At 71.6% G+C, this 25007-nt stretch carries 17 protein-coding genes and 1 pseudogene; 12 read left to right on the top strand and 6 right to left on the bottom strand.

Features of this window, described 5'->3' with window-relative positions:
• Positions 1-2: 2 nt before the first annotated feature.
• From CG747_RS29215 to CG747_RS29205, 3 genes are all read right to left on the bottom strand, one after another.
• Positions 3-2204, bottom strand: coding sequence for a hypothetical protein (locus tag CG747_RS29215; RefSeq protein WP_100604837.1), 2202 nt, complete (start codon positions 2202-2204; stop codon positions 3-5).
• Positions 2201-3862 carry a hypothetical protein gene (locus CG747_RS29210; protein WP_219621539.1) on the bottom strand — a complete coding sequence of 554 codons (1662 nt, stop codon included), beginning with the start codon at positions 3860-3862 and terminating at the stop codon, positions 2201-2203. The genes CG747_RS29215 and CG747_RS29210 overlap by 4 nt, the downstream gene beginning before the upstream one ends.
• 68 nt (positions 3863-3930) lie before the next feature.
• Complete coding sequence (locus CG747_RS29205; RefSeq protein WP_100604928.1) at positions 3931-5385, bottom strand: site-specific integrase; 1455 nt, start codon at positions 5383-5385, stop codon at positions 3931-3933.
• A gap of 94 nt (positions 5386-5479) precedes the next feature.
• Between CG747_RS29205 and CG747_RS29200 the strand changes: the two genes are divergently transcribed.
• From CG747_RS29200 to CG747_RS29190, 3 genes and pseudogenes are all read left to right on the top strand, one after another.
• Entirely contained in the window at positions 5480-5617 is a 138-nt protein-coding gene (locus CG747_RS29200; RefSeq protein ID WP_100604835.1) for a DUF4244 domain-containing protein, read from the top strand.
• Complete coding sequence (locus CG747_RS29195; protein WP_257980820.1) at positions 5604-6014, top strand: TadE family type IV pilus minor pilin; 411 nt, start codon at positions 5604-5606, stop codon at positions 6012-6014. The genes CG747_RS29200 and CG747_RS29195 overlap by 14 nt, the downstream gene beginning before the upstream one ends.
• Before the next feature lie 16 nt (positions 6015-6030).
• A pseudogene (locus CG747_RS29190) lies at positions 6031-6264 on the top strand (Rv3654c family TadE-like protein); the annotation flags it as partial.
• Between the two features lie 525 nt (positions 6265-6789).
• Here CG747_RS29190 and CG747_RS29185 read toward each other — a convergent pair.
• Positions 6790-9174, bottom strand: coding sequence for a DEAD/DEAH box helicase (locus tag CG747_RS29185; protein ID WP_180985738.1), 2385 nt, complete (start codon positions 9172-9174; stop codon positions 6790-6792).
• A gap of 160 nt (positions 9175-9334) precedes the next feature.
• Between CG747_RS29185 and bldG the strand changes: the two genes are divergently transcribed.
• The 7 genes from bldG to CG747_RS29150 all read left to right on the top strand — a co-directional run bounded on the left by bldG (position 9335) and on the right by CG747_RS29150 (position 16837).
• On the top strand, positions 9335-9676 hold the full coding sequence (gene bldG, locus CG747_RS29180) for an anti-sigma factor antagonist BldG (protein ID WP_004571875.1): 342 nt from the start codon (positions 9335-9337) through the stop codon (positions 9674-9676).
• 111 nt (positions 9677-9787) lie between these two features.
• Positions 9788-10225 (top strand): ATP-binding protein, encoded by a 438-nt coding sequence (locus tag CG747_RS29175; protein ID WP_100604833.1) that lies wholly within the window; start codon positions 9788-9790, stop codon positions 10223-10225.
• Between the two features lie 864 nt (positions 10226-11089).
• Entirely contained in the window at positions 11090-13498 is a 2409-nt protein-coding gene (locus tag CG747_RS29170; protein WP_100604832.1) for a sodium-translocating pyrophosphatase, read from the top strand.
• 216 nt (positions 13499-13714) lie between these two features.
• A complete protein-coding gene (locus CG747_RS29165; RefSeq protein WP_100604831.1) occupies positions 13715-14299 on the top strand; it encodes a small secreted protein in 585 nt (194 codons plus the stop codon).
• Positions 14300-14446: 147 nt separating this feature from the next.
• Complete coding sequence (locus CG747_RS29160; protein ID WP_100604830.1) at positions 14447-15976, top strand: class I SAM-dependent methyltransferase; 1530 nt, start codon at positions 14447-14449, stop codon at positions 15974-15976.
• Between the two features lie 100 nt (positions 15977-16076).
• On the top strand, positions 16077-16274 hold the full coding sequence (locus CG747_RS29155) for a hypothetical protein (protein ID WP_100604829.1): 198 nt from the start codon (positions 16077-16079) through the stop codon (positions 16272-16274).
• 158 nt (positions 16275-16432) lie between these two features.
• The gene (locus CG747_RS29150) at positions 16433-16837 is read left to right on the top strand and encodes a hypothetical protein (protein WP_100604828.1); all 405 of its coding nucleotides are present in this window, start codon (positions 16433-16435) and stop codon (positions 16835-16837) included.
• Between the two features lie 18 nt (positions 16838-16855).
• On the opposite strand, the gene CG747_RS29145 is transcribed toward CG747_RS29150, so the two are convergent.
• Both CG747_RS29145 and CG747_RS29140 read right to left on the bottom strand, forming a co-directional pair.
• The gene (locus CG747_RS29145; RefSeq protein ID WP_100604827.1) at positions 16856-17368 is read right to left on the bottom strand and encodes a DUF2752 domain-containing protein; all 513 of its coding nucleotides are present in this window, start codon (positions 17366-17368) and stop codon (positions 16856-16858) included.
• Complete coding sequence (locus tag CG747_RS29140) at positions 17365-17934, bottom strand: hypothetical protein (protein WP_100604926.1); 570 nt, start codon at positions 17932-17934, stop codon at positions 17365-17367. Before CG747_RS29140 ends, CG747_RS29145 begins: the two co-directional genes overlap by 4 nt.
• A 474-nt stretch (positions 17935-18408) precedes the next feature.
• Here CG747_RS29140 and topA point away from each other — a divergent pair, with 474 nt between their 5' ends.
• Together topA and tmk are read left to right on the top strand one after the other, a co-directional pair.
• Positions 18409-21246 (top strand): type I DNA topoisomerase, encoded by a 2838-nt coding sequence (gene topA, locus CG747_RS29135; RefSeq protein ID WP_100604826.1) that lies wholly within the window; start codon positions 18409-18411, stop codon positions 21244-21246.
• A gap of 180 nt (positions 21247-21426) precedes the next feature.
• Positions 21427-24654: a dTMP kinase gene (gene tmk / locus CG747_RS29130; protein ID WP_100604825.1), complete on the top strand. Its 3228-nt coding sequence runs from the start codon at positions 21427-21429 to the stop codon at positions 24652-24654.
• Positions 24655-25007: the final 353 nt, after the last annotated feature.

Here is a 25007-nt window from a genome sequence, read left to right as displayed (position 1 = left end):
CTTCAGTCCTGTCCGTATCCACTGCTGGTGGTCATGATCTCGTCGACGATCTGCTGAGCCCTTTCCAGTTCGGGCTGTAGCCGGACCTTTTCGCCCTTGGGGAAGCGTGGGTTGTCAAGGAAGACTTTCGTAGTGGCCGCCTTGCTCTTCCATACCGGCAGGTGGCAGGGGTGGTGGGTGGCCTGCGGGCAGCGGGCCGAATCACACATCCCGGCAAGCGGTTTCGTCGCGTTCGGGGTTCCGGCGAGCTTCAGGCACAGCGCTTTGGACGGGTCCCGAAACCAGCAGTAGTTCGCTGTCTGCAGATGCAGGCTCTTGGCCTGCTGCCGCAGCAGCATTTCCAGTCGGCGTTCGTTGTCCAACACCGCCGCCGTGCCAGGGTCATGCTCTTTGAGGATGTCGTCGATGTGCTCGAAGGCTTTGACCAGTTCGCGGGCTCCGGGGCCGGCGGGCAATTTGCCCGCTCGGTAGTCGGTGAACGCCTGCTTGGTCAGTTCCAGGTGATGCTGTTCCTGGGCCTGCTCGACGTCCGCCAGCAGGGCTCCCTGTGACCCACCGGGACGGTGGGCATAGCCCTCTGTGGTGACCACAGAAACGTGCTTGAGATGGATCTTTGCAGCCAGCAGACCGCCTGGCCGGTAGGCAAGGGCGAGAGAGAGCGTGCGCCGGAGCATGCGGCCGTTGACCGGGCCCGGTGGGATCGGAGCCAGACCGAGACGCTCCCCATCGGGCCCGTTGACCCACTCGCGAAGCCGGCCGTGCAAGAAGCTCGTGGCTGAGCGGGGGAAGGCCCAGTCATCGCCTTCCGCTTGGGTGAGGCGAGCCGCCAACTGCACCGCACGGTAGGCGGGCTCCAGGACCACCCATTCCTCACGGATGCCGCCGAGCTTATGGCCCTTGATCAGTTTCCCGGAGACCTTGAAGCGCTGGGTACCCCCGGGCACGGTAATCGGGGACTGGGGTGAATCCACGGTCAGCTCATCCAGCTCGCTGGCTCGCATTCCACTGATCGCGGCAACTAGGATTCGGCAGGCTGCCAGGACCACGAACGCTAGGCCCCGCAGCTGGTCCACGGTCAGCGGCAGGGTCCACGGCACGAGAGTCTGCTCATCGTCGTCACGGGCGATCAGGGCGGCATCGCGCCCGAACACGCCCGCAACACCGACCTTCGCCACCGCGTCCTCCAGCATGGGCCTGACATCGTTCACCAGCCGGTCAGGAAAGGCGCTGTAGTTTGTGCGTTCGTTGATCAGCCGGTTCAGATGAACCCGCAAAAGCGGATCGGAGACATCCCAGCCACGCCGGAGCCGCTTGGTCACGGCGCCTTCATCGGTCTCGGGCAGTGGCTGACCACGACGGACATATGAAGCCACAACTCGCGACAGAGTTCGTCGGGTAGCGGCGGACACAGTCCGCAACGTGGAGGAGTTCTGATTCAACCGCTGCCGATGCAGCCGGTCGAACTCGTCCGCGACCAGCGGTCCTAGCTTCTCCACCAGGTACAGCGCTGCCGCCACGGTCGGCTGGAACACCTCCTCCACCACCGGAGGCACCGAGTTCTCGCCATGGCTCTTCCAGCCAGCGACCTGATTGATCGCATGCCCCTTCCAGGGCACGAATCCCGGCCGGTAGGCGGCAGCGGTGAACAGGCCGGAGTAGAAAGCCAAGTCCCGCACGGGATGCAGGATCGTCACCATGGTCCCGGCCGCAATCGGCCCCGAGCCCCGCGTCGTCCGCTTGCGCTGCGAGCGCAGATCCCGGTAGACGTCGCAGTGCTCCTGCATCACCCCACCGAGATCCGAGATCCCCTGCCCCGTCAGAAAGTTCAGCCACCGGACCAGCTGCACGGTGTAGTTGAAGCAAGTGCTCGGTTTGTTCGGTGAGCGGAACGCCTCCGGCAGGGCATGGACCCGCTCGTGTTCCGGCACAGCCTGCGCGAACATGAACTCCTTCGCGGTCAGCCGGAACGCAGGATCGATGATCGACCGGAAGTCCAGGCGCCTGGCGTTTGTCCGCACGCTCTTGGGCATGTCCCTCAGGCCCGACAGGTCCCAGAAGTCCTCGTCAAACCCAGGTCGCGGCCCGCCGGGAACCACCTCCCAGCCGGCCGCCTTACACACGTCCAAACCGGCGAACGGGGAGGCCGCCGCCCAGTGAGCCGGGATCGGCCCGCTGGGAATCGTCACCACAATAGGGGCGGTCATGCGGTTGCCTCCTCGGGACGGAGGGGGAGCTCCTGATCGTCGTCGGCAACCTCCAGCGAAGCTGCTTCAAGCACCGCCGGTGCGAAGCGGGGCAGGATCTCGTGATCGAGACGGTCCGCGTACGGGCCGAAGACCGCGAGGAACTGGTCCACGGTCATCCGCCGTGATTGCCGCGAGAAATACGCTTTCAGCCGTAGCAGGTTCGGCGCATGCCTGGGCATGAACACCGACAGCGGGCACAGCAGGCACACCCACGGCCGGGCCGGGCAGGGCTTGCCCTTCGGCCCGTGCAGCCCTGCCAGCTGGTTCGCGCACGCCGCGGTGAAGACGTCCATCTCGCCGCCCAGCAATTCGGCCATGGCTCCCTCGTCAAGGCCCAGACGGGGTAGCTCCTCGGGTCGTGAGGCGGCGAACTCCGCTGCTTCAGTCTCCGTCAGCACCGTTGCGGGCCGAGCCCGACGCAAGATGTCGCTCTGGGCATCCTCGATGATCGTTTCCACCGCTTCGGCCTGGGCGGGTGTGGTCGTCGAGACGTAGTGGCTGCCTTCCACGCCCGTGGTGTGGTTTGGGTCGATCTTCGTTCGTCCAGTCCAGCCCCGTCGAGCCAGCATGTTGTGGTACGTCGTGCGGATCCGTCCGGCGTGCAGCTGGAGAGGCTCACCAGCATCCGTCATCAGCCCGAGCTCGCTCGGAATGCGTTGGCGGGCCTTGTGCCCGCTGGCGTGGGCCGTGATCGGGGAGAGCACACCTAGGCGACCTCGTGGCTGGCCGGGCACGTGTTGTTGGGCCCGGAAGATCCACAAGTGATCGGCGGACTCCGGCGGAGCGAATCGGCGAAGCGGTGCAGACAGCTCAAGCCACCGCTCCAGCAGGCGGACTGCCCGTGAGGACAGGTTCACCCCCTCCGGCCCTCGACGGTTCTTGATGTAGTCCATGAGCAGGGTCCGGTCCCCGGCCCAGGTGAAGTCCTCCAGCCCCAAGTCGCGGATGCCGTCGGCGACCACACCGCAGTAGACGCCGAGCAGGATCCGCAACCGGTAGACGGCAGCGACATCCGGGAACAGGGCCGCCCGCATAGCGACGTACTGGGCGCCCACGCCGTTACGGAACGCGTCGACCGAAACGCCCATCTCGCGTGCCGCGTCCGCGAGTTTCAGCGGACCTCGATTCAGCAGCAGCCAGGCAAAGACTTGCCGGTCATCGTGTCCGTCCGGACCTAGTTTGGCCAGCGCCAGTACCTCGCCGTGATCGACGAATATCTGCCGTACGGCGCCCTGGAGCGCGGATTCGATCCGCTGCCACTCACCTTCGGTATACGGCTCAAGTGGCTTACCGACGGGCGGCATCTTCACCGCCCGCCCGTCCAGGTACTCCCGCAGGGCGGGATCAACCCTCGTGCCGCAGCCCTGCAACAGCCCTCTCGTGCGCTGAACGCGGACACCGGTTACCGCCATCCAGTACTTCAGCATGATCGGCTTGGTCAGGTCTTCGACCCCGCCACTGAACCCGGCCTGGTGCAGCTCGTCCACCATGCGACGGATGGTGGACGCGAACTGCACCGCGCCGATCCTGGTCTTGATATCGCCCAACGGGTGGATCAGCTCCACCAGCCCGTGGGCCAGGTCCCGCGCCAGTCGGGGGTTGGGTGTCGTGTCCAAGTGCGCAGTCCACGCGGTGCCGTTCGGAAAGGTGCACTCCACCCGCAGCGGATCCAGCTCGACCCGGGTTACCACGGCTCGTCCCCCTCATCTTCGTCGCCGAACTCAGCCGCGGCTTCGGCCATGGCAGCGCCGCTGTGCTGACCTGCCTCGCGGTAGACATCGCGGTAGATCCGCTGCACGTCCAGGCGAGCGAGGTACATCTCCGTCGTGGTCACGCTGCTGTGTCCCAGCAGGTCCCGCAGCACCATCAACGGATCTTGCTTCGTCAGATACAGAGCCAACGCGGCGTCTTCATCGGCGTCAGTCACTAGCGCCGCAGCCCGTGCGTAGTGGCCCTTGACCAGCTTCTCCAGCGTCGCCATTGCGAAGGAATGCCGCAGCATGTGAGGCGTCACGGTGGGGAATCGCGGCTCGAAGTCCCGCCGGATCCGCTCTGACGTGCGCCGGAATGTCGTTGCCCAGTCGACGAACGGGGACCCGTCTGACTGAACCGCGATGATCGCCGGATTGCCCTCCGGCGTCACCATCCGCAGTCGCTCGTTCAGCGTCAGCTTCCGCCACGACATGCGCCGGCCGCCGACCGTGCCGCCCTCCCAGTCCGGGTTCGTGACCGGCAAAGGGGCACCCAGCCGTGCATTCGGTGCGTACGTGCGGCCCATCAGGACAGTGGCCCGGTCCAGGTCCATGTACTGGTGCATCTCTAGCAGCGCGTCGTAATCGGTCCACGTCTCCCGGGCCTTCTTGCCCTTGGTGATCTGCGCGGCCAGTGGAAACCGGATGGGGACATCGCTCCGCCGTGCCGGAAGAGAAGGCAACTCGTACGACAGCAGATGAGTGAATTCCTGCGCACGCTTCCCGCTGGAGAACACCAGCGTCGCCATCGCCGCGTTGCGGCCCAGATGACGCCCCCGGAAGCCGTCCGGCTCACCGTCGGGACGCAGCCCCGCCAATGCCCGCACGAACATCTGGCGGAAATCCGATTCCAGGTACTTCACCCGCGCATGTGGCTTCGCCACCCGGACCGACGCCGTGTTGCGGCGAGCCTTCTGAGCCCCGGCATCGGTGTACCGCCGCACGATCGTGTATGTGAAGGGCTGAGCGGCGCAATGGCCCTGGTCAACGGCCCAATCGTAAAACCGAGCCACCGCGTTGATGTTCAGGTTCCAGGTGCCCGCCTCCCATCTGGCCTTCAAGGGGCCGGCGAACCGGTACTCCGAGAATGCGCTCAGCGCGGCCCGCACCTCGTTTCGTTCCCCAAACGGATCAACGCCCCGGTCGGCGAGGAACTCCAGCCAGGCCCGGACGGCCTGGGCGTACGTCTTCCAGGTCCTCCGTGCCGGGGCGCCGCTGACCGGTAGCTCCCGGAACCACACGTTGGCCACCGCCGCCGGTCGCGGCCTGCCGCTCTCCTCCAGGACTAGGTCCTCGTCGATGAGTACGGGCATGCCCTCGGGGATCAAGGGGCGTCGGCTCAAGCCCCATGTGTCCCACTCGCTGGGGCTGTAGAAGATCAAGTGCATGTACCGAACGTAGTTATGAGACGCCGATAAGTGCAAGAGACTTCGATGGACTCTCGATGGTGAACCAGCCTGTTTGAGACACGACGACTAAGCAGTGATAACCGCGGAGTACGCGGTGGGGACGTTGGCGGCGTGTGCGTTCGCGGCGGTGCTCTACAAGCTCGTGACGAGTGGGCCGGTGGCCGCGGCGCTGCGGTCCGTGCTCCAAAGGGCGCTCGATGTGCCGTTCTGAGGGCCGCGGACGGGCCCGCGCCGCGCCGGCCGGTGCGGGCCCGCCCGGCGGACGCGCGCCGTGGGACGCCGGGTTCGTGACGGCGGAGGCGGCGGTGGTGCTGCCGGTGCTGGTGGCGGTCGCCGCGGCGCTGGTCTGGGGGCTGCTGGCCGCCTGCGCCCGGATCGCCTGTGTGGACGCCGCACGGGCCGCCGCCCGCGCGGCCGCCCGGCAGGAGCCGCCGGCACAGGTCCTCGTCGCCGCCCGCGGGGCGGCTCCCAGGGGCGCGCGAATCGAGCTCTCGCGCGAGGGCGACCTGGTGCGCGTACGGGTCGAGGCCGCGTTGCCAGGGGCGGGCCGGCTGCCGCTGCGGGTCAGGGGAGAGGCGGTGGCCCTTGCGGAGGAAACGGTGCGGTGACGCGGGTTCCGCCACGGTGTGGACGATCTTCGCGGCGGCGGCCCTGTGCGCGGTCTTCGCCGGGCTGATGGCCGTCGGGCAGGCGGTCGCCGCCCGGCACCGGGCGGGTGCGGCGGCGGACCTGGCGGCGCTGGCGGCCGCGGACGAGGCCCTCCGGGGCCCGGCGGCGGCCTGTGCCACGGCGCGCCGGGTGGCCGCCGGGCAGCACACCCGCGTGGTGCGCTGTGCGGTGGCCGAGCTGATCGCCGACGTCACGGTCGAGGCCGGCGGCGGTCCGTTCACCTCGCGGGTACGGTCCCGGGCGGGGCCCACCGCGGGCGCGCCGGACACCGGGGCGGTGGTGGACGGCGGCCCGGCAGGGGTGCGCGGTCCGGCAGGGGGAACGGGGGCGGTCGCGGGCGCCGGAGCGGTGCGGGGGACGGGCCGGGCCGTGGGCGCCGAGCCCGTATCGGGCGTGGTTGCCGGGCCCGCGCCGGCGGTCCGGGCCGGACCGCCGCGCGCTCGTCGGGCGCTGCCCGGAGCCCCCGGCCCGGCACGACCGCGAGGCGCGGTCGGCAAGCCCCCGCCTGCGTGTCGTCCCTCCCCCGCACGCACGCTCGCCGCACCGCGCGGTGGTGGCGGACCACCCCGTACGGGCGCCGGCGCCCGGCACATCAGGAGCACGCCCCCGAGGGCACACCCTCAAGGGATGGCGGGCGCACTCCCGCCCCGGGCCGGCGGCGGGAAGGCACCCGGACCGGCCCGCGGGCAGGCGCCGGGAGTTCGGCCACCGGCCCTAGACCGTGTCCGGTATGCGGCCCTGGTTTTCCGGCGCCCCGCGGAGCAGTTCCCCCAGGAGTCGGATGGCGCCCCGTTTGTGGAGCGGGTCGTTGCCGTTGCCGCACTTGGGGGACTGGATGCAGGACGGGCAGCCGGCCTCGCACTCGCAGGCGGCGATGGCGCTGCGGGTGGCGGCGAGCCATTCCGCGGCCGTGTGGAAGGCGCGTTCGGCGAAGCCCGCGCCGCCGGGGTGGCCGTCGTAGACGAAGACCGCCGGCAGCAGGGTGTCCGGGTGCAGGGGGACGGAGACGCCGCCGATGTCCCAGCGGTCGCAGGTGGCGAAGAGCGGCAGCATCCCGATGGAGGCGTGCTCGGCGGCGTGCAGGGCGCCGCCCAGCTGCTCGGGATTGACCCGGGCGGCGTCGAGCTGGTCCTCGGTGACCGTCCACCACACTGCGCGGGTGCGCAGCGTACGGGGCGGCAGGTCGAGCTTGGTCTCGCCCAGGACCTCCCCGGTGATCAGTTTGCGGCGCAGGAAGGAGACGACCTGATTGGTGACCTCCACGGAGCCGAAGCACAGCCGGGCGTCGCCCCAGGGGACCTCGGTGTCGGTCTCCAGGATGGAGATCGCGGTGGTGTCGCGGGCGGTCGTCGAATACGGCGGATCGGCCTCCTCCACGAGGGCGACGTCATCCGCCAGGTCCAGGTGCCGGACGAGGTAGCTGCGGCCCTGATGGAGGTGGACCGCCCCGTCGTGGACGGTGGTGTGCGCCGCCGCGGCGTCGACGGTGCCCAGCAGCCGCCCGGTGCCGGCCTCGACGACCTGAACGGGCGAGCCGCCCTGGCCGCGGATGTCGGTGAGGTCGGCGGCCCGCTCGCGGCGCGTCCAGTACCAGGCGGCGGTCCGCCGCCGGAGCAGGTTCGCGGCCTCCAGCTGGGGCAGCAGCCCGGCGGTCTCCGGGCCGAAGAGCGGGAAGTCGGCCTCGGTGAGCGGCAGTTCGGAGGCGGCCGCGCAGAGGTGCGGGGCGAGCACGTACGGGTTGTCCGGGTCGAGCACGGTCGACTCGACGGGCTGGTCGAACAGCGCCTCGGGGTGGTGGACGAGATAGGTGTCCAGCGGGTCGTCGCGGGCCACCAGGACGGCCAGCGCGCCCTGCCCGGCGCGGCCCGCCCGGCCGGCCTGCTGCCACAGGGAGGCGCGGGTGCCGGGATAGCCCGCGATGACCACGGCGTCGAGGCCGGAGACGTCCACGCCCAGTTCCAGGGCGGTGGTGGCGGCCAGCCCGAGAAGCTCGCCGCTGTGCAGGGCGCGTTCGAGGGCCCGGCGCTCCTCGGGCAGATAGCCGCCCCGGTACGCGGCGATCCGCGCGGGCAGCGAGCGGTCCACCTCCGCGAGCCGCTCCTGCGCGATCAGGGCGATCAGTTCGGCACCGCGCCGGGAGCGGACGAAGGCGACCGTCCGCACGCCCTGGACGGCGAGGTCGGTGAGCAGATCGGCGGTCTCGGCGGTCGCGGTGCGGCGGACCGGCGCGCCCTGCTCGCCGTGGAGCTCGGTCAGCGGCGGCTCCCACAGCGCGAAGACCAACTCGCCGCGCGGGGAGGTGTCCTGGGTGATCTCGGCCACGGGCAGCCCGGTGAGCCGGGACGCGGCCTGGGCCGGCTCCGCGGCGGTGGCGGAGGCCAGCAGGAAGACCGGCTCGGCGCCGTAGCGGGCGCAGATCCGGCGCAGCCGGCGGATCACCTGCGCGACGTGGGAGCCGAAGACGCCGCGGTAGGTGTGGCATTCGTCGATGACGACGTAGCGCAGTGCGCGCAGGAAGGAGGACCACCGGGGGTGGGCCGGGAGGATGCCGCGGTGCAGCATGTCCGGGTTGGTCAGCACGTAGTTGGCGTACTGGCGGACCCACTCGCGTTCCTCGACCGGGGTGTCACCGTCGTAGACGGCGGGCCGGACGGCCGTGCCGAGCGGGGCGGCCAGTTCGCGCACGGCGCGCCGCTGGTCGGCCGCCAGGGCCTTGGTGGGCGCCAGGTACAGGGCCGTGGCCCCCCGACCGTTGGGCGCCTCGGAGCCGTCCAGGAGGGTGGAGAGCACCGGCGCCAGGTAGGCCAGTGACTTGCCGGAGGCGGTGCCGGTGGCGACCACGACCGATTCGCCGCGCAGCGCGTGTTCGGATGTCCGTGCCTGGTGGGCCCAGGGGCGCTCGATTCCGGCCGAACGGATGGCATCGACCACTTCCGGCCGGATCCGTGCCGGCCAGTCGGCATGGGTGCCGATGCGCGGGGGCAAGTGCTCCGTATGAGTGATGCGCGCAGCGCGGGTCGCGCCCCGGGCCAGACGGTCGAGAATCATGCCTGGGGAAGTGCGCGCGCCAGGATCCGGCGGGAGTCGATTGGAGGCCATCGGCACCGAGTGTGTCACCGGTGTGACGGACAATGCTCACAAGGCGTCGTGCACGCCTGCTGGTAAGTGATTGAATGCCATGGCGGCTGCCGATCCGCCCCTACCTCGGTGGGGAGGCCCCAGGGGGGCGACCGCTCGATAGCAAGGTGCTGGAGGATCCGTGGACCTGTCCCTGTCGACCCGGACCGTTGGCGACCGTACGGTCGTCGAGGTCGGTGGCGAGATTGATGTATACACCGCGCCCAAGCTGCGCGAGCAGCTGGTCGAGCTTGTGAACGACGGAAGCTACCACCTCGTGGTGGACATGGAACGTGTCGACTTCCTGGACTCCACAGGGCTCGGCGTGCTGGTTGGTGGGCTCAAGCGGGTGCGTGCCCATGAGGGCTCGCTGCGCCTGGTCTGCAACCAGGAGCGCATTCTCAAGATCTTCCGAATCACCGGACTGACCAAGGTGTTCCCGATCCACACCTCGGTCGACGAAGCCGTCGCAGCCACTGACTGACGGTTCGCCGGTCCCCCGCGCCCCGGGCGCGGGGGGTGGAAGGAGTGGGGGGTACCGGACGCACCCGTCCGGCCCCCTACGTTGCAACGCCCGCATCACGAGGGGGATGGCATGGCCACCGTCGAACTTCGCTTCAGCGCCCTTCCCGAGCACGTCCGGACCGCGCGTCTGGTCGCGGCTGCCGTGGCACGGCGTGCGGGGGTGGACGAGGCCGTGCTGGACGAGGTGCGGCTCGCCGTGGGCGAGGCGTGCAGCCGAGCCGTGGGGCTGCACGAGAGCCATGGCATCACGGCGCCGGTGCGGGTGGTGCTGGTCGAGGACGAGAAGAAGTTCTCGATCGAGGTGGGCGACGAGGTCCCCGGCTCCGGTGGGGCCGCCGCGGGCGGTGCCGAGGCCGAGGGCGTCGGGGAGAACGACGCCGAGGGCGAGGACGAGATGGGCCTCGCGGTCATCAGCGGGCTCGTCGACGACGTCGAGGTGAGCTCGGGTGAGGACGGCGGGCGGATCCGGATGAGCTGGCCCGCACACCCGGCTCCGGTCCTGCCGTAGGGACCGTCGAGCGGAGGGTGGGACGACGGCCGGCCGGTCCTCGTCCGTAGCGGGTGGGACACCCGTAGTTGCGCATGCGGCTCGGCCTGCGGGCGGGCCCGGGGGCGTCGGTTTCAGCCCGAGGTCCGGTGTCCATCCGGGGCGCTGCGTTCGCGCGTACCGAGTTTCTGAGTTCTTGAGTCCTTGGGTTGCTGAGTTCCTGAGTGGCTCCGCGGCCGTGTGTCGGGCTTCTGATGCCTTTCTGCGTCTTGGCGTCCTGTGGGCCCGCGCCCTGCGGTGCGGTGGCCCCGTAGGCCCGCCCCGCCGCTCCCGCGTTGCTGTTGCCGGGCCCGGCTGCGCGTGATCCGTGGTGGGGCCGTGGCGCCCACCGCCGTGCGCCCCCGATGCCCAGGTGGTACTGGTGTCGCGTGGCCGGGTGGCTCGTCCAGGGCCTTCCGCCCCGTTGCGGGCGATGTGATCCGGTCGGGATCTGATGGGGCGTCACGGGGTTGCCAGGGGCCGCGGGAGGGGCCGGAGGGGGTCGCGTGGCGGCTTCGGGGGGCCGGTGGTCGGCTCAATTCCCTCCGGTTTCACAGCGTTCGCAGGCGGATCGGGCTGCCGTGCAAGGTCTTTGAGCAGCGGGATCAGCGGGCGGATCAATAGTAAAGAGAGATCATCGGTCGGGAGTCAGTGAATTCCTGGGTTTCCTCCGTCCGGGCGAATTTGTTGAACCCTCGGCCTTTTGATCTTCGCCGGGATCAGGCGAATTCCCTTTGAGGCGCCCTGTTTTGATCAACCGTGGCTCCCTACAATCCGTCCACATCTTGCTCAGGACGCCTGAGCGTGCTTCCGCGCGCCCATGTGCCATAACGTCAAGGAGGACGAATGGCGGGGCCTTACACCCCTCAGTTGATGGACACCCCCACTTTTGTGGCCGCACCCTCGCTCACCGCGGGCAACCGCGGGATCGTGCTGGGGATCGCCGTCGTCGCGCTCGCCGCCCTGGCGGTCGCGGCGGTGCTGGTCCGCCAGGTGCTCGCGGCCGGTGAGGGGACCGACAGTATGAAGAAGATCGCGGCGGCGGTGCAGGAAGGCGCAAACGCCTACCTGGCACGGCAGTTGCGGACCCTCGGCGTATTCGCCGTCGTCGTGTTCTTCCTGCTCATGTTGCTGCCCGCGGACAATTGGACGCAGCGGGCCGGGCGCAGCGCCTTCTTCTTGATCGGCGCGGCATTCTCGGCGGCCACCGGCTATATCGGCATGTGGCTCGCGGTGCGCAGCAATGTGCGAGTGGCGGCGGCGGCCCGGGAAGCCACTCCGGAAGAAGGCGCGGCACAGCAAAAGGATCTTACGGCGGTCGCGCACAAAGCGATGAAGATCGCTTTCCGTACCGGTGGCGTCGTCGGCATGTTCACCGTGGGGCTCGGCCTGCTCGGGGCGTCCTGCGTGGTGCTCGTGTACGCGGTGGACGCGCCCAAGGTGCTGGAGGGCTTCGGACTCGGCGCCGCGCTGATCGCGATGTTCATGAGGGTCGGCGGCGGCATCTTCACCAAGGCCGCGGACGTCGGCGCCGACCTCGTCGGCAAGGTCGAGCAGGGCATCCCGGAGGACGACCCGCGCAACGCCGCCACCATCGCGGACAACGTCGGCGACAACGTGGGCGACTGCGCCGGTATGGCAGCCGACCTCTTCGAGTCGTACGCGGTGACGCTGGTCGCCGCGCTCATCCTGGGCACCGCGGCCTTCGGCGACGCCGGGCTGGCCTTCCCGCTGCTGGTGCCGGCGATCGGCGTGCTGACCGCGATGGTCGGCATCTTCGTCGTGGCGCCGCGGCGTCGGGACCGCAGCGGGATGACCGCCATCAACCGCGGTTTCTTCATCTCCGCGGGCATCTCGCTGGTCCTGGTGGCGGCCGCGGTCTTCACCTACCTGCCGTCCAGCTACAAGGACCTGAGCGGCGTCAGCGACCCGGAGATCCTGGGCCACCGCGGCGACCCGCGGATGCTGGCGCTGATCGCGGTCGCCGTCGGCATCGTGCTGGCCGCCCTGATCCAGCAGCTGACCGGCTACTTCACCGAGACCAGCCGGCGGCCCGTCCGGGACATCGGCAAGACCTCGCTGACCGGCCCGGCCACCGTCGTGCTCTCCGGCATCTCGGTCGGCCTGGAGTCGGCGGTCTACTCGGCGGTACTGATCGGGCTGGCGGTCTACGGGGCGTTCCTGCTGGGCGGTGCCTCGATCACGCTGGCGCTGTTCGCGGTCGCGCTGGCCGGGACCGGCCTCCTGACCACCGTCGGGGTGATCGTGGCGATGGACACCTTCGGTCCGGTCTCCGACAACGCGCAGGGCATCGCCGAGATGTCCGGCGACGTCACCGGGGACGGCGCGAAGGTGCTGACCGACCTGGACGCGGTGGGCAACACCACCAAGGCCATCACCAAGGGGATCGCCATCGCGACCGCGGTGCTCGCGGCCTCCGCGCTGTTCGGCTCGTACCGGGACGCGATCGCCAACGCCGTACGGGACATCGGCCGGGCGGCCGGCGGAATGAGCCTGAGTCTGGACATCTCGCAGCCCAACAACCTGGTGGGGCTGATCCTCGGGGCCTCGGTCGTCTTCCTGTTCTCCGGGCTGGCGATCAACGCGGTGTCGCGGTCGGCCGGAGCGGTGGTGTTCGAGGTGCGCCGGCAGTTCCGCGAACGGCCGGGGATCATGGACTACACCGAGAAGCCCGAGTACGGGCGGGTGGTCGACATCTGCACCAAGGACGCGCTGCGCGAACTGGCCACGCCGGGGCTGCTGGCGGTGCTGACGCCCATCGCGGTCGGCTTCTCGCTCGGTGTCGGGGCGCTCGGCTCGTTCCTGGCCGGCGCGATCGGCACCGGCACGCTGATGGCGGTCTTCCTCGCCAACTCCGGTGGCGCGTGGGACAACGCCAAGAAGCTGGTCGAGGACGGCCACCACGGCGGCAAGGGCAGCGAGGCGCATGCCGCGACGGTCATCGGCGACACCGTCGGCGACCCGTTCAAGGACACCGCCGGCCCGGCGATCAACCCGCTGCTGAAGGTGATGAACCTGGTCGCGCTGCTGATCGCACCGGCCGTGGTGAAGTTCTCGTACGGCCACGACAAGAGCCTCGGCGTACGCGTCGTGGTCGCGTTGCTGGCGCTCGCCGTCATCGTCGGCGCGGTCTACGTCTCCAAGCGGCGGGGGATCGCCGTGGGTGACGAAGACAACAACTCCGAGGATCCCGAAAGCGTCGCCAAGTCGGCCGAGACCGCCGTGGCGTCCTGACGGGAGGGGCCGCCCGACCGGCCCGCGGACCGCTCAACGGGCGGGTGTACGGCGCTTTTTGCCCGCGCCGGACACCCGCCCGCGGCGTGCCCGGCCGGGGTCGCGGTCCTTGGTGCAAATGGCTGCAATGCGGGCCGGGGCGGATGCCCGACCCATGGACCAGGCCGTTTGGACGTGTATGTTCCGGGGCCGAGAGCCATGGAAGGGACCAATCCGGTGAACAAGAAGCTTGTGGCTGCCCTGTCCGGCGGTGCCGCGCTCCTGCTCGCGCTGACCGGTTGCAGCAGCGACAACACTGAGAAGCTCGACACCTGGGCGAAGTCGTTCTGCGACCCAGCGCAGGCTCCGTTCAAGCAGATCCAGGACGCCAACGCGGCCATGCAGACGGCCGACAGCGGCAACACGGACTCCAAGAAGGTCCAGCAGACCGATTCGGCGGCCTTCCAGAAGATCTCCGACGCGTACGGCCAGCTGGCCAAGTCCCTCGACAAGGCGGGGGCGCCGCCGAGCGAGGGCGGCGAGCAGGCCCAGCAGAACGCCGTCAAGGAACTCAACTCCCTCTCCGCGGGCTACCGGGACCTCAAGAAGCAGGTGGACGGCCTGGACACCGGGGACAAGTTGAAGTTCGCGGACGGGCTGCGCAGCCTCTCCGACGGGATCAACAAGCTCAACGCCAAGAGCGAGCAGGCCTTCAAGAAGCTGGAGGCCGGCGACGTGGGCAAGGCGATGGCGCGGCAGAAGGGCTGCCAGAACCAGAACGCCTCCGGCGGGCCGTCCGCGGCGCCGTCCAAGAGCGCCTAGCCCCACCGGGCAGCCCCCGGCGGGGCAGCCGCGCCGCGGGATCCCGCGGCGCCGTCACGGTCGCGGGGACGGCCCGGCGACGCGCCCGAGAGCGGGCGTGGCGCCGGGCCGTCGCCGATTGTCGGTGGCAGGACCGACAATGGAGGGGTGACAACGCACCTCCCCACCGCAGATGCCCAGGACCCCGAGAGCAGCGCCCGCACCAGCCGGCTGCGCGAGGCGCTGCTGGCCGCCGCCTTCACCGCCGACGGTCTGCTGGACCTGCTCGGCGCGCCCGCGTACGCCGCGCTGGCCCGCAGCGAGACCGTCCCCGCGCTGCGCGCGACCCGGGGTGACGGGCCGTTGGAAACCCTGGTGCGGCTGTTCCTGCTGCAATGTGCGGTGCCGGAGGCGCAGGCGGCCGCGGTGCTGCCGGTGGCGGACTGCCTCACCGACGGCTGGCTGGTGCGGGACGGCGACGTCCTGCGCGCCACGGTGGACGTGCGGCCGTACGGCGGCCCCGACGGGCAGGACTGGTGGGTCGTCTCCGACCTGGGCTGCGCGGTCGGCGGCGCGGGCGGCATCCGGGGCGCCGCGGGGGTGGACCGCGCCGAGCTGGTGCTCGGTGTCGGCGGCGCGTCCACCACGCTCGCCGGGATCACCGCGCGCCGCCCGGTCGGCAGGGCGCTCGACCTCGGTACGGGCTCCGGCATCCAGGCGCTGCACGCGGCGCAGCACGCCACCGAGGTGACCGCCACCGACCTCAACCCCCGCGCGCTGCGGATCGCCGCGCTGACGCTGGCGCTCTCCGGGGCCGGCCCGGCGGACCTGCGGCAGGGGTCGCTCTTCGAGCCGGTGGGCGAGGAGACGTACGACCTGATCGTCTCCAACCCGCCGTTCGTGATCTCGCCGGGCGCGCGGCTCACGTACCGGGACGGCGGCATGGGCGGTGACGACCTGTGCCGCACCCTCGTCCAGCAGGCCGCCGCGCACCTCAACGACGGCGGGTACTGCCAACTGCTGGCCAACTGGCAGCACGTGGCCGGCGAGGAGTGGCAGGACCGGGTGCGCGCGTGGGTGCCGCGCGGCTGCGACGCCTGGATCGTGCAGCGCGAGGTGCAGGACATCACCCAGTACGCCGAGCTGTGGCTGCGCGACGGCGGTGACCACCGCGCCGGCCCGGAGGAGTACGCGGCACGGTACGACGCCTGGCTCGACGAGTTCGAGGCGCGCAAGACCAAGGCGGTCGGCTTCGGCTGGATCACGCTGCGCAAGTCCGGTGCCGCGGACCCGTCCGTCACGGTCGAGGAATGGCCGCATCCGGTCGAACAGCCCCTGGGCGAGGCGGTGCTGAGCCACTTCGACCGGCAGGACTACCTGCGGGCCACCGACGACGCGGCGCTGCTGGCCGGGCGCTTCCGGCTGGCCGACGAGGTGGTGCAGGAGCAGGTCGGGCTGCCCGGCGCGGAGGACCCGGAGCATGTGGTGCTCCGTCAGAACCGCGGTATGCGGCGGGCCACGAAGGTGGACACGGTCGGCGCCGGGTTCGCGGGCGTCTGCGACGGGACGCTGCCCGCCGGGCGGATCCTGGACGCCATCGCCCAGCTCGTCGGCGAGGACCCGGTGCTGCTCCGGGACCGTACGCCGGCCTCGATCCGGATGCTGATCGAGCAGGGCTTCCTGGAGCCGCTCGACTGAGCCGGGCGGAGCGGCGGCGGGGCCCCGTCCCACCGGTGGCGGCGGGCGCCGTTCACACGGCGTTCTTCCCGCTGCCGTACGGGGCTGGCAGGCTGCCCGTATGGACAGTGGGCCGGAGGCATTCGCGGGCGCGGCGTTCGCGCTGTTCGGCAGCGGGTTGCTGCTGTGGGCGGGTGTCTGCGTACGGAGCGGGCAGCCGGTGGCGGTGGGGTACGGCCGGGTGGCCGGGACGGTGACGGCGCTGCTGGCCGGGGTGGTGTTCCTGGCGTTGGGGTGCCGGCTGCTGGGTGCGTTCTGAGGGGACAACTTCCCTTACGGGGGCGGACGTTCAGTTCCGGCCAGTTTCGGAGAATTCGGCAGGTCGGGCAGCGGAAGGGGAACCTCCGTACGCCGGGGCCCGTATTCCTCAAAGAAGGTCAACAGCCAGCTCATTGGCCCATCAGTGAGGAATACGACATGAACCGTGCACTTCGCTACGCCGGTGTCGCCGTGACCACCGTCGCCCTGCTCGCCGGCGGTTCGGCCGTCGCCTTCGCCGCGCAGGAGGTCGTCCACACGCCCGCCCCGGTCGTGGCCACCGCTCCCGCGACGGCGGCGCTGACCGCCAAGGCCAGCGTGACGACGGTCAAGGCCTGGCAGGAGTTCCGGATCACCGGCACCGCCAAGGGCATCAAGGCGGGCACCAAGGTGACGGTGCAGCAGAAGCAGGGCAAGAAGTGGGTCTCGCTGCCGGCCCAGGCGCCGGTCAACACCAGCGGGAGCTACGCGGTCCGCGTCAAGCTCGGCATCAAGGGCGTCAACGAGCTGCGGATCGAGTCGGGGAAGACGCTCTCCCCGGTCGTGAAGGTCACCGTCCGCTGACGCGGCAGGGCCCGGTCGTCAGCCGATGAGGTTGCGGGCGACCATCCACACCGCGGCGGTGCCGAGGACCACGGCATTGCCGCGGGCCGTCAGCTTCAGCGGGTAGCGCCGCCCGCGCAGCCCGGCGGCCAGCCAGCGCGCCAGGACGTAGCCGAGGGCGGGAACGCCGAGGACGAGCAGGGCGGCATTGTCGTGGAAGGCCGCCGGGACGCCCCCGTGCATCAGGTCGTACGCCATCCGCGTCGCGCCGCAGAACGGGCAGAGCAGTCCGGTCATCAGGCGGAAGGGGCAGGGCAGCAGCAGCTGGCCGGGCTGGTGCGGGTCGGTGTGCCAGAGGTAGACGGCGCCCAGCGCGGCGGTGCCGAGCGCGAGGGAGGCCCGGCGCAGGGTGTTCCGGCGGACGGCCGCGGGGTCGGTGGCGGGCTCCGCGGTCGGGCCCCCGGGCCCGGTGGGCGACGCGGGTCCGCCCGGCGGCACGGGGCCGCCGGGAGGGGTCGGGCCGGTGGGCTCCAGGGGCTCCTCGGGGCTCACACGCTCAGCGACCTGGCGTAGTTGACCTGGTTCAGGACGAACATGACCTGCTCGCGCGACTGCACGGGGATCATCGTGGAGTGGTGCCGGCCCTGGCTGTTCACCGTGACCTGGACGAAGCCGGTCGTGGTGCGCTCCTTCATCAGGAGGAAGAGCAGCCCGAGAAGGCAGAAGAAGAAAAAGACGATGGCGAGGACGACCGCGTGCGTGGGGATCTTCTCCTCCGTGCGCGACATGTCGGTGGCCGTCCAGACCGCGCCCCGCAGCGGCATCGGACCGGCCGGCGTCATGATCGTGTCGCCGCTGACCGCGATGTCGCCGAGCGACAGCGCCATGCCGCCGGCCTGCGGCTGCTGGCCCGGGAAGCCGCCGGGCGGCGGCGGGAAACCGGGCGCGGGCGGCGGGGCGGCCTGCGGGTAGCCGTAACCGGGCTCGCCGGGGCGGCCGCCCTGCGGGTAGCCGTAGCCGGCCTCGGCGGGCCGGCCGCCCTGCGGGGTCGCGTACGGATTCTGGCCGGGCTGGCCGGGCGGCTGTTCCGGCGGCGGTCCGGGGTACTGCTGCGCCATGGGTGTGGTTCCCCCCGAGAGTCGTGATGACGGCGGCTGCCGGCCCGCCCATGGGCCGTGCCGCGTCCATCCTGCCAGCCCGTTCACCCGCCGTAGCAAGGTGATGACGGCAACCGGAGCCGCCTTGTGACAGTCGTTTGCAGCTGCGGATTCCGGCGGCGGGTACCGGACGGTCACGCTCCGGGATCGACAGCAGGCCGGAGGCGGTGGGCGGCCGCTGACGGGCCGCGGGCGCCGCCGGACGGCCGGTGATCCACGGGCGGTCGCCGGAGGGCCGTGAGGGGGCGGCCGGAGCGGTCGGGGCGGCACGAAGGCATGTAGTCGGGTTACCGTTCGAGTGGCGTTGCGGGGTTTTTCCGTTTGACACGGGGGCGGGAGGTACCGTCACACTCCGCAGCGTCAAGCGTCACCGCAGTGCGCCCCGGGCGTCCGGCCCAGGAGCATCCCCAGCGTCGACCGGAGAGAAGAGCGAAGTTGTCCCCGACCAGCGAGACCGCAGAGGGCGGCGGCCGTCGACTCGTCATCGTCGAGTCGCCTGCCAAGGCGAAGACGATCAAGGGCTACCTCGGCCCTGGCTACGTGGTCGAGGCCAGCGTCGGGCACATCCGCGACCTCCCCAACGGCGCGGCCGAGGTCCCGGCGAAGTACAAGGGCGAGTCCTGGGCCCGGCTCGGCGTGAACGTCGACGCGGACTTCCAGCCGATCTACGTGGTCAACACGGATAAGAAGGACCAGGTCAAGAAGCTCAAGGCGCTGCTGGCCGAGTCCGACGAACTCTTCCTCGCCACCGATGAGGACCGCGAGGGCGAGGCCATCGCGTGGCACCTCCAGGAGATCCTCAAGCCGAAGGTCCCGGTCCACCGGATGGTCTTCCACGAGATCACCAAGGACGCCATCCGCGAGGCCGTCGCCAACCCCCGCGACCTCAACAAGAAGCTGGTCGACGCCCAGGAGACCCGCCGGATCCTCGACCGCCTCTACGGCTACGAGGTCTCCCCGGTGCTGTGGAAGAAGGTCATGCCCCGGCTGTCCGCCGGCCGGGTGCAGTCGGTGGCGACCCGGCTCGTGGTCGAGCGGGAGCGCGAGCGGATCGCGTTCCGCTCCGCCGAGTACTGGGACCTGACCGGCACCTTCTCCACCGGCCGGGCCGGTGACAAGAGCGACCCGTCGTCCCTGACCGCGCGGCTGACCACCGTCGACGGCCGCCGGGTCGCGCAGGGCCGCGACTTCGGCTCCAACGGGCAGCTGAAGAACGCCGATGTGCTCCATCTGGACGAGGCGAACGCCCGGGCGCTGTCCGCCGCCCTGGCGGACACCGCGTTCTCGGTGCGCTCGGTCGAGTCCAAGCCGTACCGCCGCTCGCCGTACGCGCCGTTCCGGACGACCACCCTCCAGCAGGAGGCCAGCCGCAAGCTCGGCTTCGGCGCCAAGGCCACCATGCAGGTTGCGCAGAAGCTGTACGAGAACGGCTTCATCACCTATATGCGTACGGACTCCACCACGCTCTCGGACACCGCGGTCACCGCGGCCCGGGCGCAGGTGACGCAGCTGTACGGCGCCGGGTACCTGCCCGACAAGCCGCGGACGTACGCCGGCAAGGTCAAGAACGCGCAGGAGGCGCACGAGGCGATCCGCCCCTCCGGGGACCGCTTCCGCACGCCCGCCGAGACCGGGCTGACCGGTGACCAGTTCCGGCTCTACGAGCTGATCTGGAAGCGGACCGTCGCCTCCCAGATGAAGGACGCGACCGGCAACTCCGTCACCGTCAAGATCGGCGGGCAGGCCGCGGACGGCCGGAACGCCGAGTTCAGCGCGTCCGGCAAGACCATCACCTTCCACGGCTTCCTCAAGGCCTACGTCGAGGGTGCCGACGACCCGAACGCCGAGCTGGACGACCGCGAGCGGCGGCTGCCGCAGGTCGCCGAGGGCGACGCGCTGGCGGCCGAGGAGATCACCGCCGACGGCCACGCCACCAAGCCGCCCGCCCGCTACACCGAGGCCACCCTGGTCAAGGAGCTGGAGGAGCGGGAGATCGGCCGCCCGTCGACGTACGCGTCGATCATCGGCACGATCCTGGACCGCGGCTACGTCTTCAAGAAGGGCACCGCGCTCGTCCCGTCGTTCCTCTCCTTCGCCGTGGTCAACCTCCTGGAGAAGCACTTCGGCCGGCTCGTCGACTACGACTTCACCGCCAAGATGGAGGACGACCTCGACCGCATCGCCCGCGGTGAGGCGCAGGCCGTGCCGTGGCTGCGGCGCTTCTACTTCGGCGAGGGCTCAGGCTCCGGCGAGGGCGGCGCGGCGGACGCCGGGAACGGCGACGGCGACCACCTCGGCGGCCTGAAGGAACTGGTCACGGACCTGGGCGCGATCGACGCCCGGGAGATCTCGTCGTTCCCGGTGGGTAGCGGCATCACGCTGCGGGTCGGCCGCTACGGCCCGTACGTCGAGCGCGGCGAGAAGGACGAGGAGGGCCACCAGCGGGCCGACGTCCCCGAAGACCTGGCGCCCGACGAGCTGACCGTGAGTTACGCCGAGGAGCTGCTGGCCAAGCCGAGCGGCGACTACGAGCTGGGCATGGACCCGGTCAGCGGGCACCAGATCGTGGCGAAGGACGGCCGCTACGGCCCCTACGTCACCGAGGTGCTGCCCGAGGGCACCCCGAAGACCGGCAAGAACGCGGTCAAGCCGCGCACCGCCTCGCTCTTCAAGTCGATGTCCCTGGACACCGTGACCCTGGCGGACGCGCTGAAGCTGATGTCGCTGCCGCGCGTCGTCGGCGCCGACGCCGAGGGCGTGGAGATCACCGCGCAGAACGGCCGCTACGGCCCGTACCTCAAGAAGGGCACCGACTCGCGCTCCCTGGAGAACGAGGAGCAGCTCTTCACNACCCTCGACGAGGCGCTGGCGATCTACGCGCAGCCCAAGCAGCGCGGCCGGGCCGCCGCCAAGCCGCCGCTGAAGGAGCTGGGCACCGACCCGGTCAGCGGCAAGCCGGTGGTGGTCAAGGACGGCCGGTTCGGCGCGTACGTCACCGACGGCGAGACCAACGCGACGCTGCGGCGGGACGACGACGTCGAGACGATCACGCCCGAGCGCGGCTACGAGCTGCTGGCGGAGAAGCGCGCCAAGGGCCCGGCGAAGAAGACCGCCAAGAAGGCGCCGGCCAAGAAGGCGGCGGCGAAGAAGACGACGGCCAAGAAGACCGCGGCCAAGACCGCAGCCAAGAAGACGGCGGTGAAGAAGACCACCGCCAAGAAGACCGCGGCCAAGACGGCGGCCAAGAAGACCGCCGCGTCGGCCGAGGACTGAAGCGAGGACTGAGCCGGGACCGGGCCGGGGACCGAAGCGGTTCCGGCGGCGCGGTCCGGCGCGGAACGAGGGCGGGTCGGCGGATTCCTTCCGCGGGCCCGCCCTTTCGCGCCCCCGCACATCCGCCCGTTTGTTCGGGCGGGCGCCCGGTGGAGTGTCCCGTCCCGATAGGCTGGCGGGATGACGCGTGCCGAGCAGCCAACGGTCGTGACCCCCACCGCAGACGCCCTCGCAGCCGATTCCCGCGAGCGCGCCGTGCGCGCCCTGCTCCGCTTCCCCCCACTGAAGCGGCTGTGGAGCGCCCAGTTCGTCGGGGGTATCGGCGATGCCCTGTCCTTGCTTGTCCTGGTACTCCTCGCCCTTCAGGCGGCGCTGTACGTACCACTGGGGGGCCAGGCGGTGTTCGGCGGTGGCTATCGGGGCGCCGCCCTCGCCGTCACCGCCGTCTTCGGCGTGCGGATGCTGGCCACCCTGCTCTTCGGGGCCGTCCTGCTGGGGCCGCTGTCCGCGCTGACGGCGGCCGACGGGCCGCTGGACCGGCGCTGGACGATGATTGCCGCGGACGGGCTGCGGCTCGCGCTGCTGGTCGTCGCCCCCCTGTGGATCAACTGGACGCCCACCAACGCACTGGCCTGGCTGCTGGTGACGGTCTTCGTCACCGGCGTCGCCGAGCGTTTCTGGACCGTCGCCCGGGAGAGCGCGGCGCCGGCCCTGCTGCCCGCCCCGCCCCCGGAGGGCGCCGCCGTCCGGCCGCTGCCCGACAACATGGACGCGCTGCGGCGACTGTCGCTGCGGACCGGCTTCGTCGCGCTGCCGATCGCGGCCGCCGCGCTGATGGTCTGCGCGCTGGTCGGGAAGCTGCTGGGGACCGGCGTGGAGTGGTTCCACCTCCACCAGGCGGCGCTCGGCTCGTACGTCGCGGCCGGACTGTTCGCCGCGTCCATCTCGATCCTCTACTTCATCGAGCTGCCCGGTGGGCAGACGCCGCGGCCGCGCTCCCCCCTGGAGGGCCTGCGCCGCCCGAAGACCACCTCGGCCACGGCCAAGAACGGCAGCGCCGCCGACAAGGGCCGCACCGGCGCCATCCCGCTGCTGGTGCCGGCCTGCGCCGCGGTGGCCGCCGCGATCGCCGCGGCCACCGCGCTCTCGGTCCTGCACGCCGTGGACCTGGGCGCCGGACCGGCCACCTACGCGCTGCTGGTGCTCGCGCTGACCGGCGGTACCGCCCTGGGCATCCGCGGCGCCCGCAAGGTGCTGCCCGGGTTCTCCCGGCGCCGGCTGCTCGCCCTGGCGATCGCCGCCACCGGTCTGCTGCTGCTGGCCATGGGGCTGGTCCCGGACACCACGACGGTGCTGCTGCTCGCGCTGCTGGCCGGGCTCAGCGCCGGTATCGCCGCCAACACCGGACACGTCCTGCTGGACCAGGAGACCGAGGAGTCCCGCACCGCCCGGACCACCGAGCACCTGCAGGCCGTCGTCCGGTTCTCGATCGGGCTGGCCGCCGTCGTCGCGCCCCTGCTGGCCGGGCTGATCGGCCCGCACCAGGTCGGCAGCGGCGCCTTCGTCCTGGCGCACGGCGGTGCCGCGTACGCCCTGATGCTGGTCGGCGCGCTGCTGCTGCCGGTCGCCGCCTGGGTGCTGGGCAAGACCGACGACCGGCAGGGCGTCCCGCTCCGGCACGACCTGCGGGAGGCGGTGCGCGGCGGCGACCCGGAGCAGGCCACCGCGGCCACCGGCTTCTTCATCGCCCTGGAGGGCGGCGACGGGGCCGGCAAGTCCACCCAGGTCGAGGCGCTGGCGGACTGGATCCGCGGCAAGGGCCACGAGGTCGTGGTGACCCGGGAGCCGGGCGCCACCGCCATCGGCAAGCGGCTGCGGTCGATCATCCTGGACGTGTCCACGTCCGGGCTGTCCGACCGGGCCGAGGCGCTGATGTTCGCGGCCGACCGCGCCGACCACGTCGACAGCGTCGTCCGGCCCGCCCTGGAGCGCGGCGCGGTGGTGATCACCGACCGCTACATCGACTCGTCGGTGGCCTACCAGGGCGCGGGCCGCAACCTCGCACCCACAGAGATCGCCCGGATCAACCGCTGGGCCACGGGCGGCCTGGTCCCGCACCTGACCGTCCTGCTGGACATCGCACCGGACGCGGCCCGCGAGCGCTTCACCGAGGCGCCGGACCGCATGGAGTCCGAGCCCGCCGAGTTCCACGCACGCGTCCGGACCGGCTTCCTCACCCTGGCCGCCGCCGACCCCGCGCGCTATCTGGTCGTCGACGCCGCCCAGGAGCCGGAGGCCGTCACCACCGTTCTCCGGCACCGGCTCGACCAGGTGCTCCCGCTGTCCGAGGCCGAGATCGAGGCCCGGGAAGAGGCCCGCCGCAAGGCCGAGGAGGAGGCCCGCCGCAAGGCAGAGGAGGAGGCCGCGCGCAAGGCCGAGGAGGAGCGCCTGGAGCGGGAACGCCAGGAGCAGCTCGCCAAGCTGCGCGCCGAGGAAGAGGAGCGCAAGCGGCGGGAGGCCGAGGAGGCCAAGGCCCGGGAGGCCGCGCGGCAGGCCGAGGAGGCCCGTAAGCGCGCCGAGGAGGCCCGCCAGGCGGCGGAGGAGGAGCGTCGCCGCCGCGAGGCGGAGGAGCAGGCCCGCCTCGCCGAGCAGGAGCGGCTGCGCAAGCAGCACGAGGAGGAGGCGCGGCTGCGCCAGGAGGCCGAGGAGCGCCGCCTGGAGAAGCAGCGCAAGGCCGAGGAGGCGCTGCTGCGCGCCGAGCAGGCCCGGATCGCGGCGGCCGAGGCGGCGGCCGCGGCCGAGGCGCGGGCCAAGGCGAAGGTCAGGGCGGAGGCGGCGGAGGCGGCCGAGGCGCCGACCGCGGAGACGGATGTGACGCAGCTGCGGAAGCGGATGGCCGAGGAGGGCGACGCCGGGACGGGCGCCGGATCCCGGTCTTCCGCTTCCGGTCCCGACCGGGACAGCGAGCGGACGGCGGCACTGCCGCGGCCCGAGCCGCGCGACGCGCACGGTCCGGCGGACGAGACGGCGGTCCTGCCCGTACGGGACGACGCCCGGGGCGCCCGCCAGGGAGGCGGCGCTGACTCCGAGGAGACCGCCGTGCTGCCGCCCGTCCGGGAGGGCGACCCGGCGGACCGCGTGCCGCCGTGGATGTTCGCCCAGGAGAACGGCACCGCCGGGGACGCCGGCGGAGGCGTCGAGCGGACCCGCGAACTCCCGCAGGTCGACCCGGAGACCGGCCGCCCCGCGGAGTCCTCCGGGCGCAGCCGCCCCCGCCCCGAATGGGCCGAGGAGACCCCGCTGGACGATCTGCCGACCCTCGCCGACGAGCTCCTCGGCCCGCACGCGGACGGGGACACCGACCGCGGCACGGGCGACAACGGCCGCCGCCGGGGCCGGCGCAGCTGACCCGACCGGGGGCGGGAGCCTCCGGCACGAACGGCCGTGGCCGCAGCACGCACGCTGCGGCCACGGCCGTATTCCGTTCCGGGCGCGGGAGCCGTTCGGGCGCGGGACCGGTTGTCAGTGGGTTGCACCACAATGGGTAGGGCGCGGGTCGTGACGGACGTGTCCGGGCGACCGGGGCACGGCGGCCGGACCGCACGGGTCGTCCGGGCGGGCGCCCAGGGGCGTACGGCGCGGCGACGGGCCTGTGGCGGCGGTGCCGCCCGGCCCCGCCGTGGCACCGCCCGCGCGGCGACACGAGCAGCACACGCGCGAGGGGCGCACCACAGAAGCGCCCTCCGCGCACCACATGCGGA

Source organism: Streptomyces sp. CB02959, assembly GCF_002803155.1.
GTDB lineage: Bacteria > Actinomycetota > Actinomycetes > Streptomycetales > Streptomycetaceae > Streptomyces.
The sequence above is the reverse complement of the archived record's forward strand: the minus strand, read 5'-3'. Positions and strand labels throughout refer to the sequence as shown.

Excerpts from the sequence above, each read along its gene's own strand:
- CG747_RS29215 (WP_100604837.1), bottom strand. The coding sequence starts at position 2,204 with ATGACCGCCCCTATTGTGGTGACGATTCCCAGCGGGCCGATCCCGGCT.
- CG747_RS29205 (WP_100604928.1), bottom strand. The coding sequence starts at position 5,385 with ATGCACTTGATCTTCTACAGCCCCAGCGAGTGGGACACATGGGGCTTG.
- CG747_RS29195 (WP_257980820.1), top strand. The coding sequence starts at position 5,604 with ATGTGCCGTTCTGAGGGCCGCGGACGGGCCCGCGCCGCGCCGGCCGGT.
- CG747_RS29185 (WP_180985738.1), bottom strand. The coding sequence starts at position 9,174 with ATGGCCTCCAATCGACTCCCGCCGGATCCTGGCGCGCGCACTTCCCCA.
- CG747_RS29175 (WP_100604833.1), top strand. The coding sequence starts at position 9,788 with ATGGCCACCGTCGAACTTCGCTTCAGCGCCCTTCCCGAGCACGTCCGG.
- CG747_RS29170 (WP_100604832.1), top strand. The coding sequence starts at position 11,090 with ATGGCGGGGCCTTACACCCCTCAGTTGATGGACACCCCCACTTTTGTG.
- CG747_RS29155 (WP_100604829.1), top strand. The coding sequence starts at position 16,077 with ATGGACAGTGGGCCGGAGGCATTCGCGGGCGCGGCGTTCGCGCTGTTC.
- CG747_RS29150 (WP_100604828.1), top strand. The coding sequence starts at position 16,433 with ATGAACCGTGCACTTCGCTACGCCGGTGTCGCCGTGACCACCGTCGCC.
- CG747_RS29140 (WP_100604926.1), bottom strand. The coding sequence starts at position 17,934 with ATGGCGCAGCAGTACCCCGGACCGCCGCCGGAACAGCCGCCCGGCCAG.
- tmk (WP_100604825.1), top strand. The coding sequence starts at position 21,427 with ATGACGCGTGCCGAGCAGCCAACGGTCGTGACCCCCACCGCAGACGCC.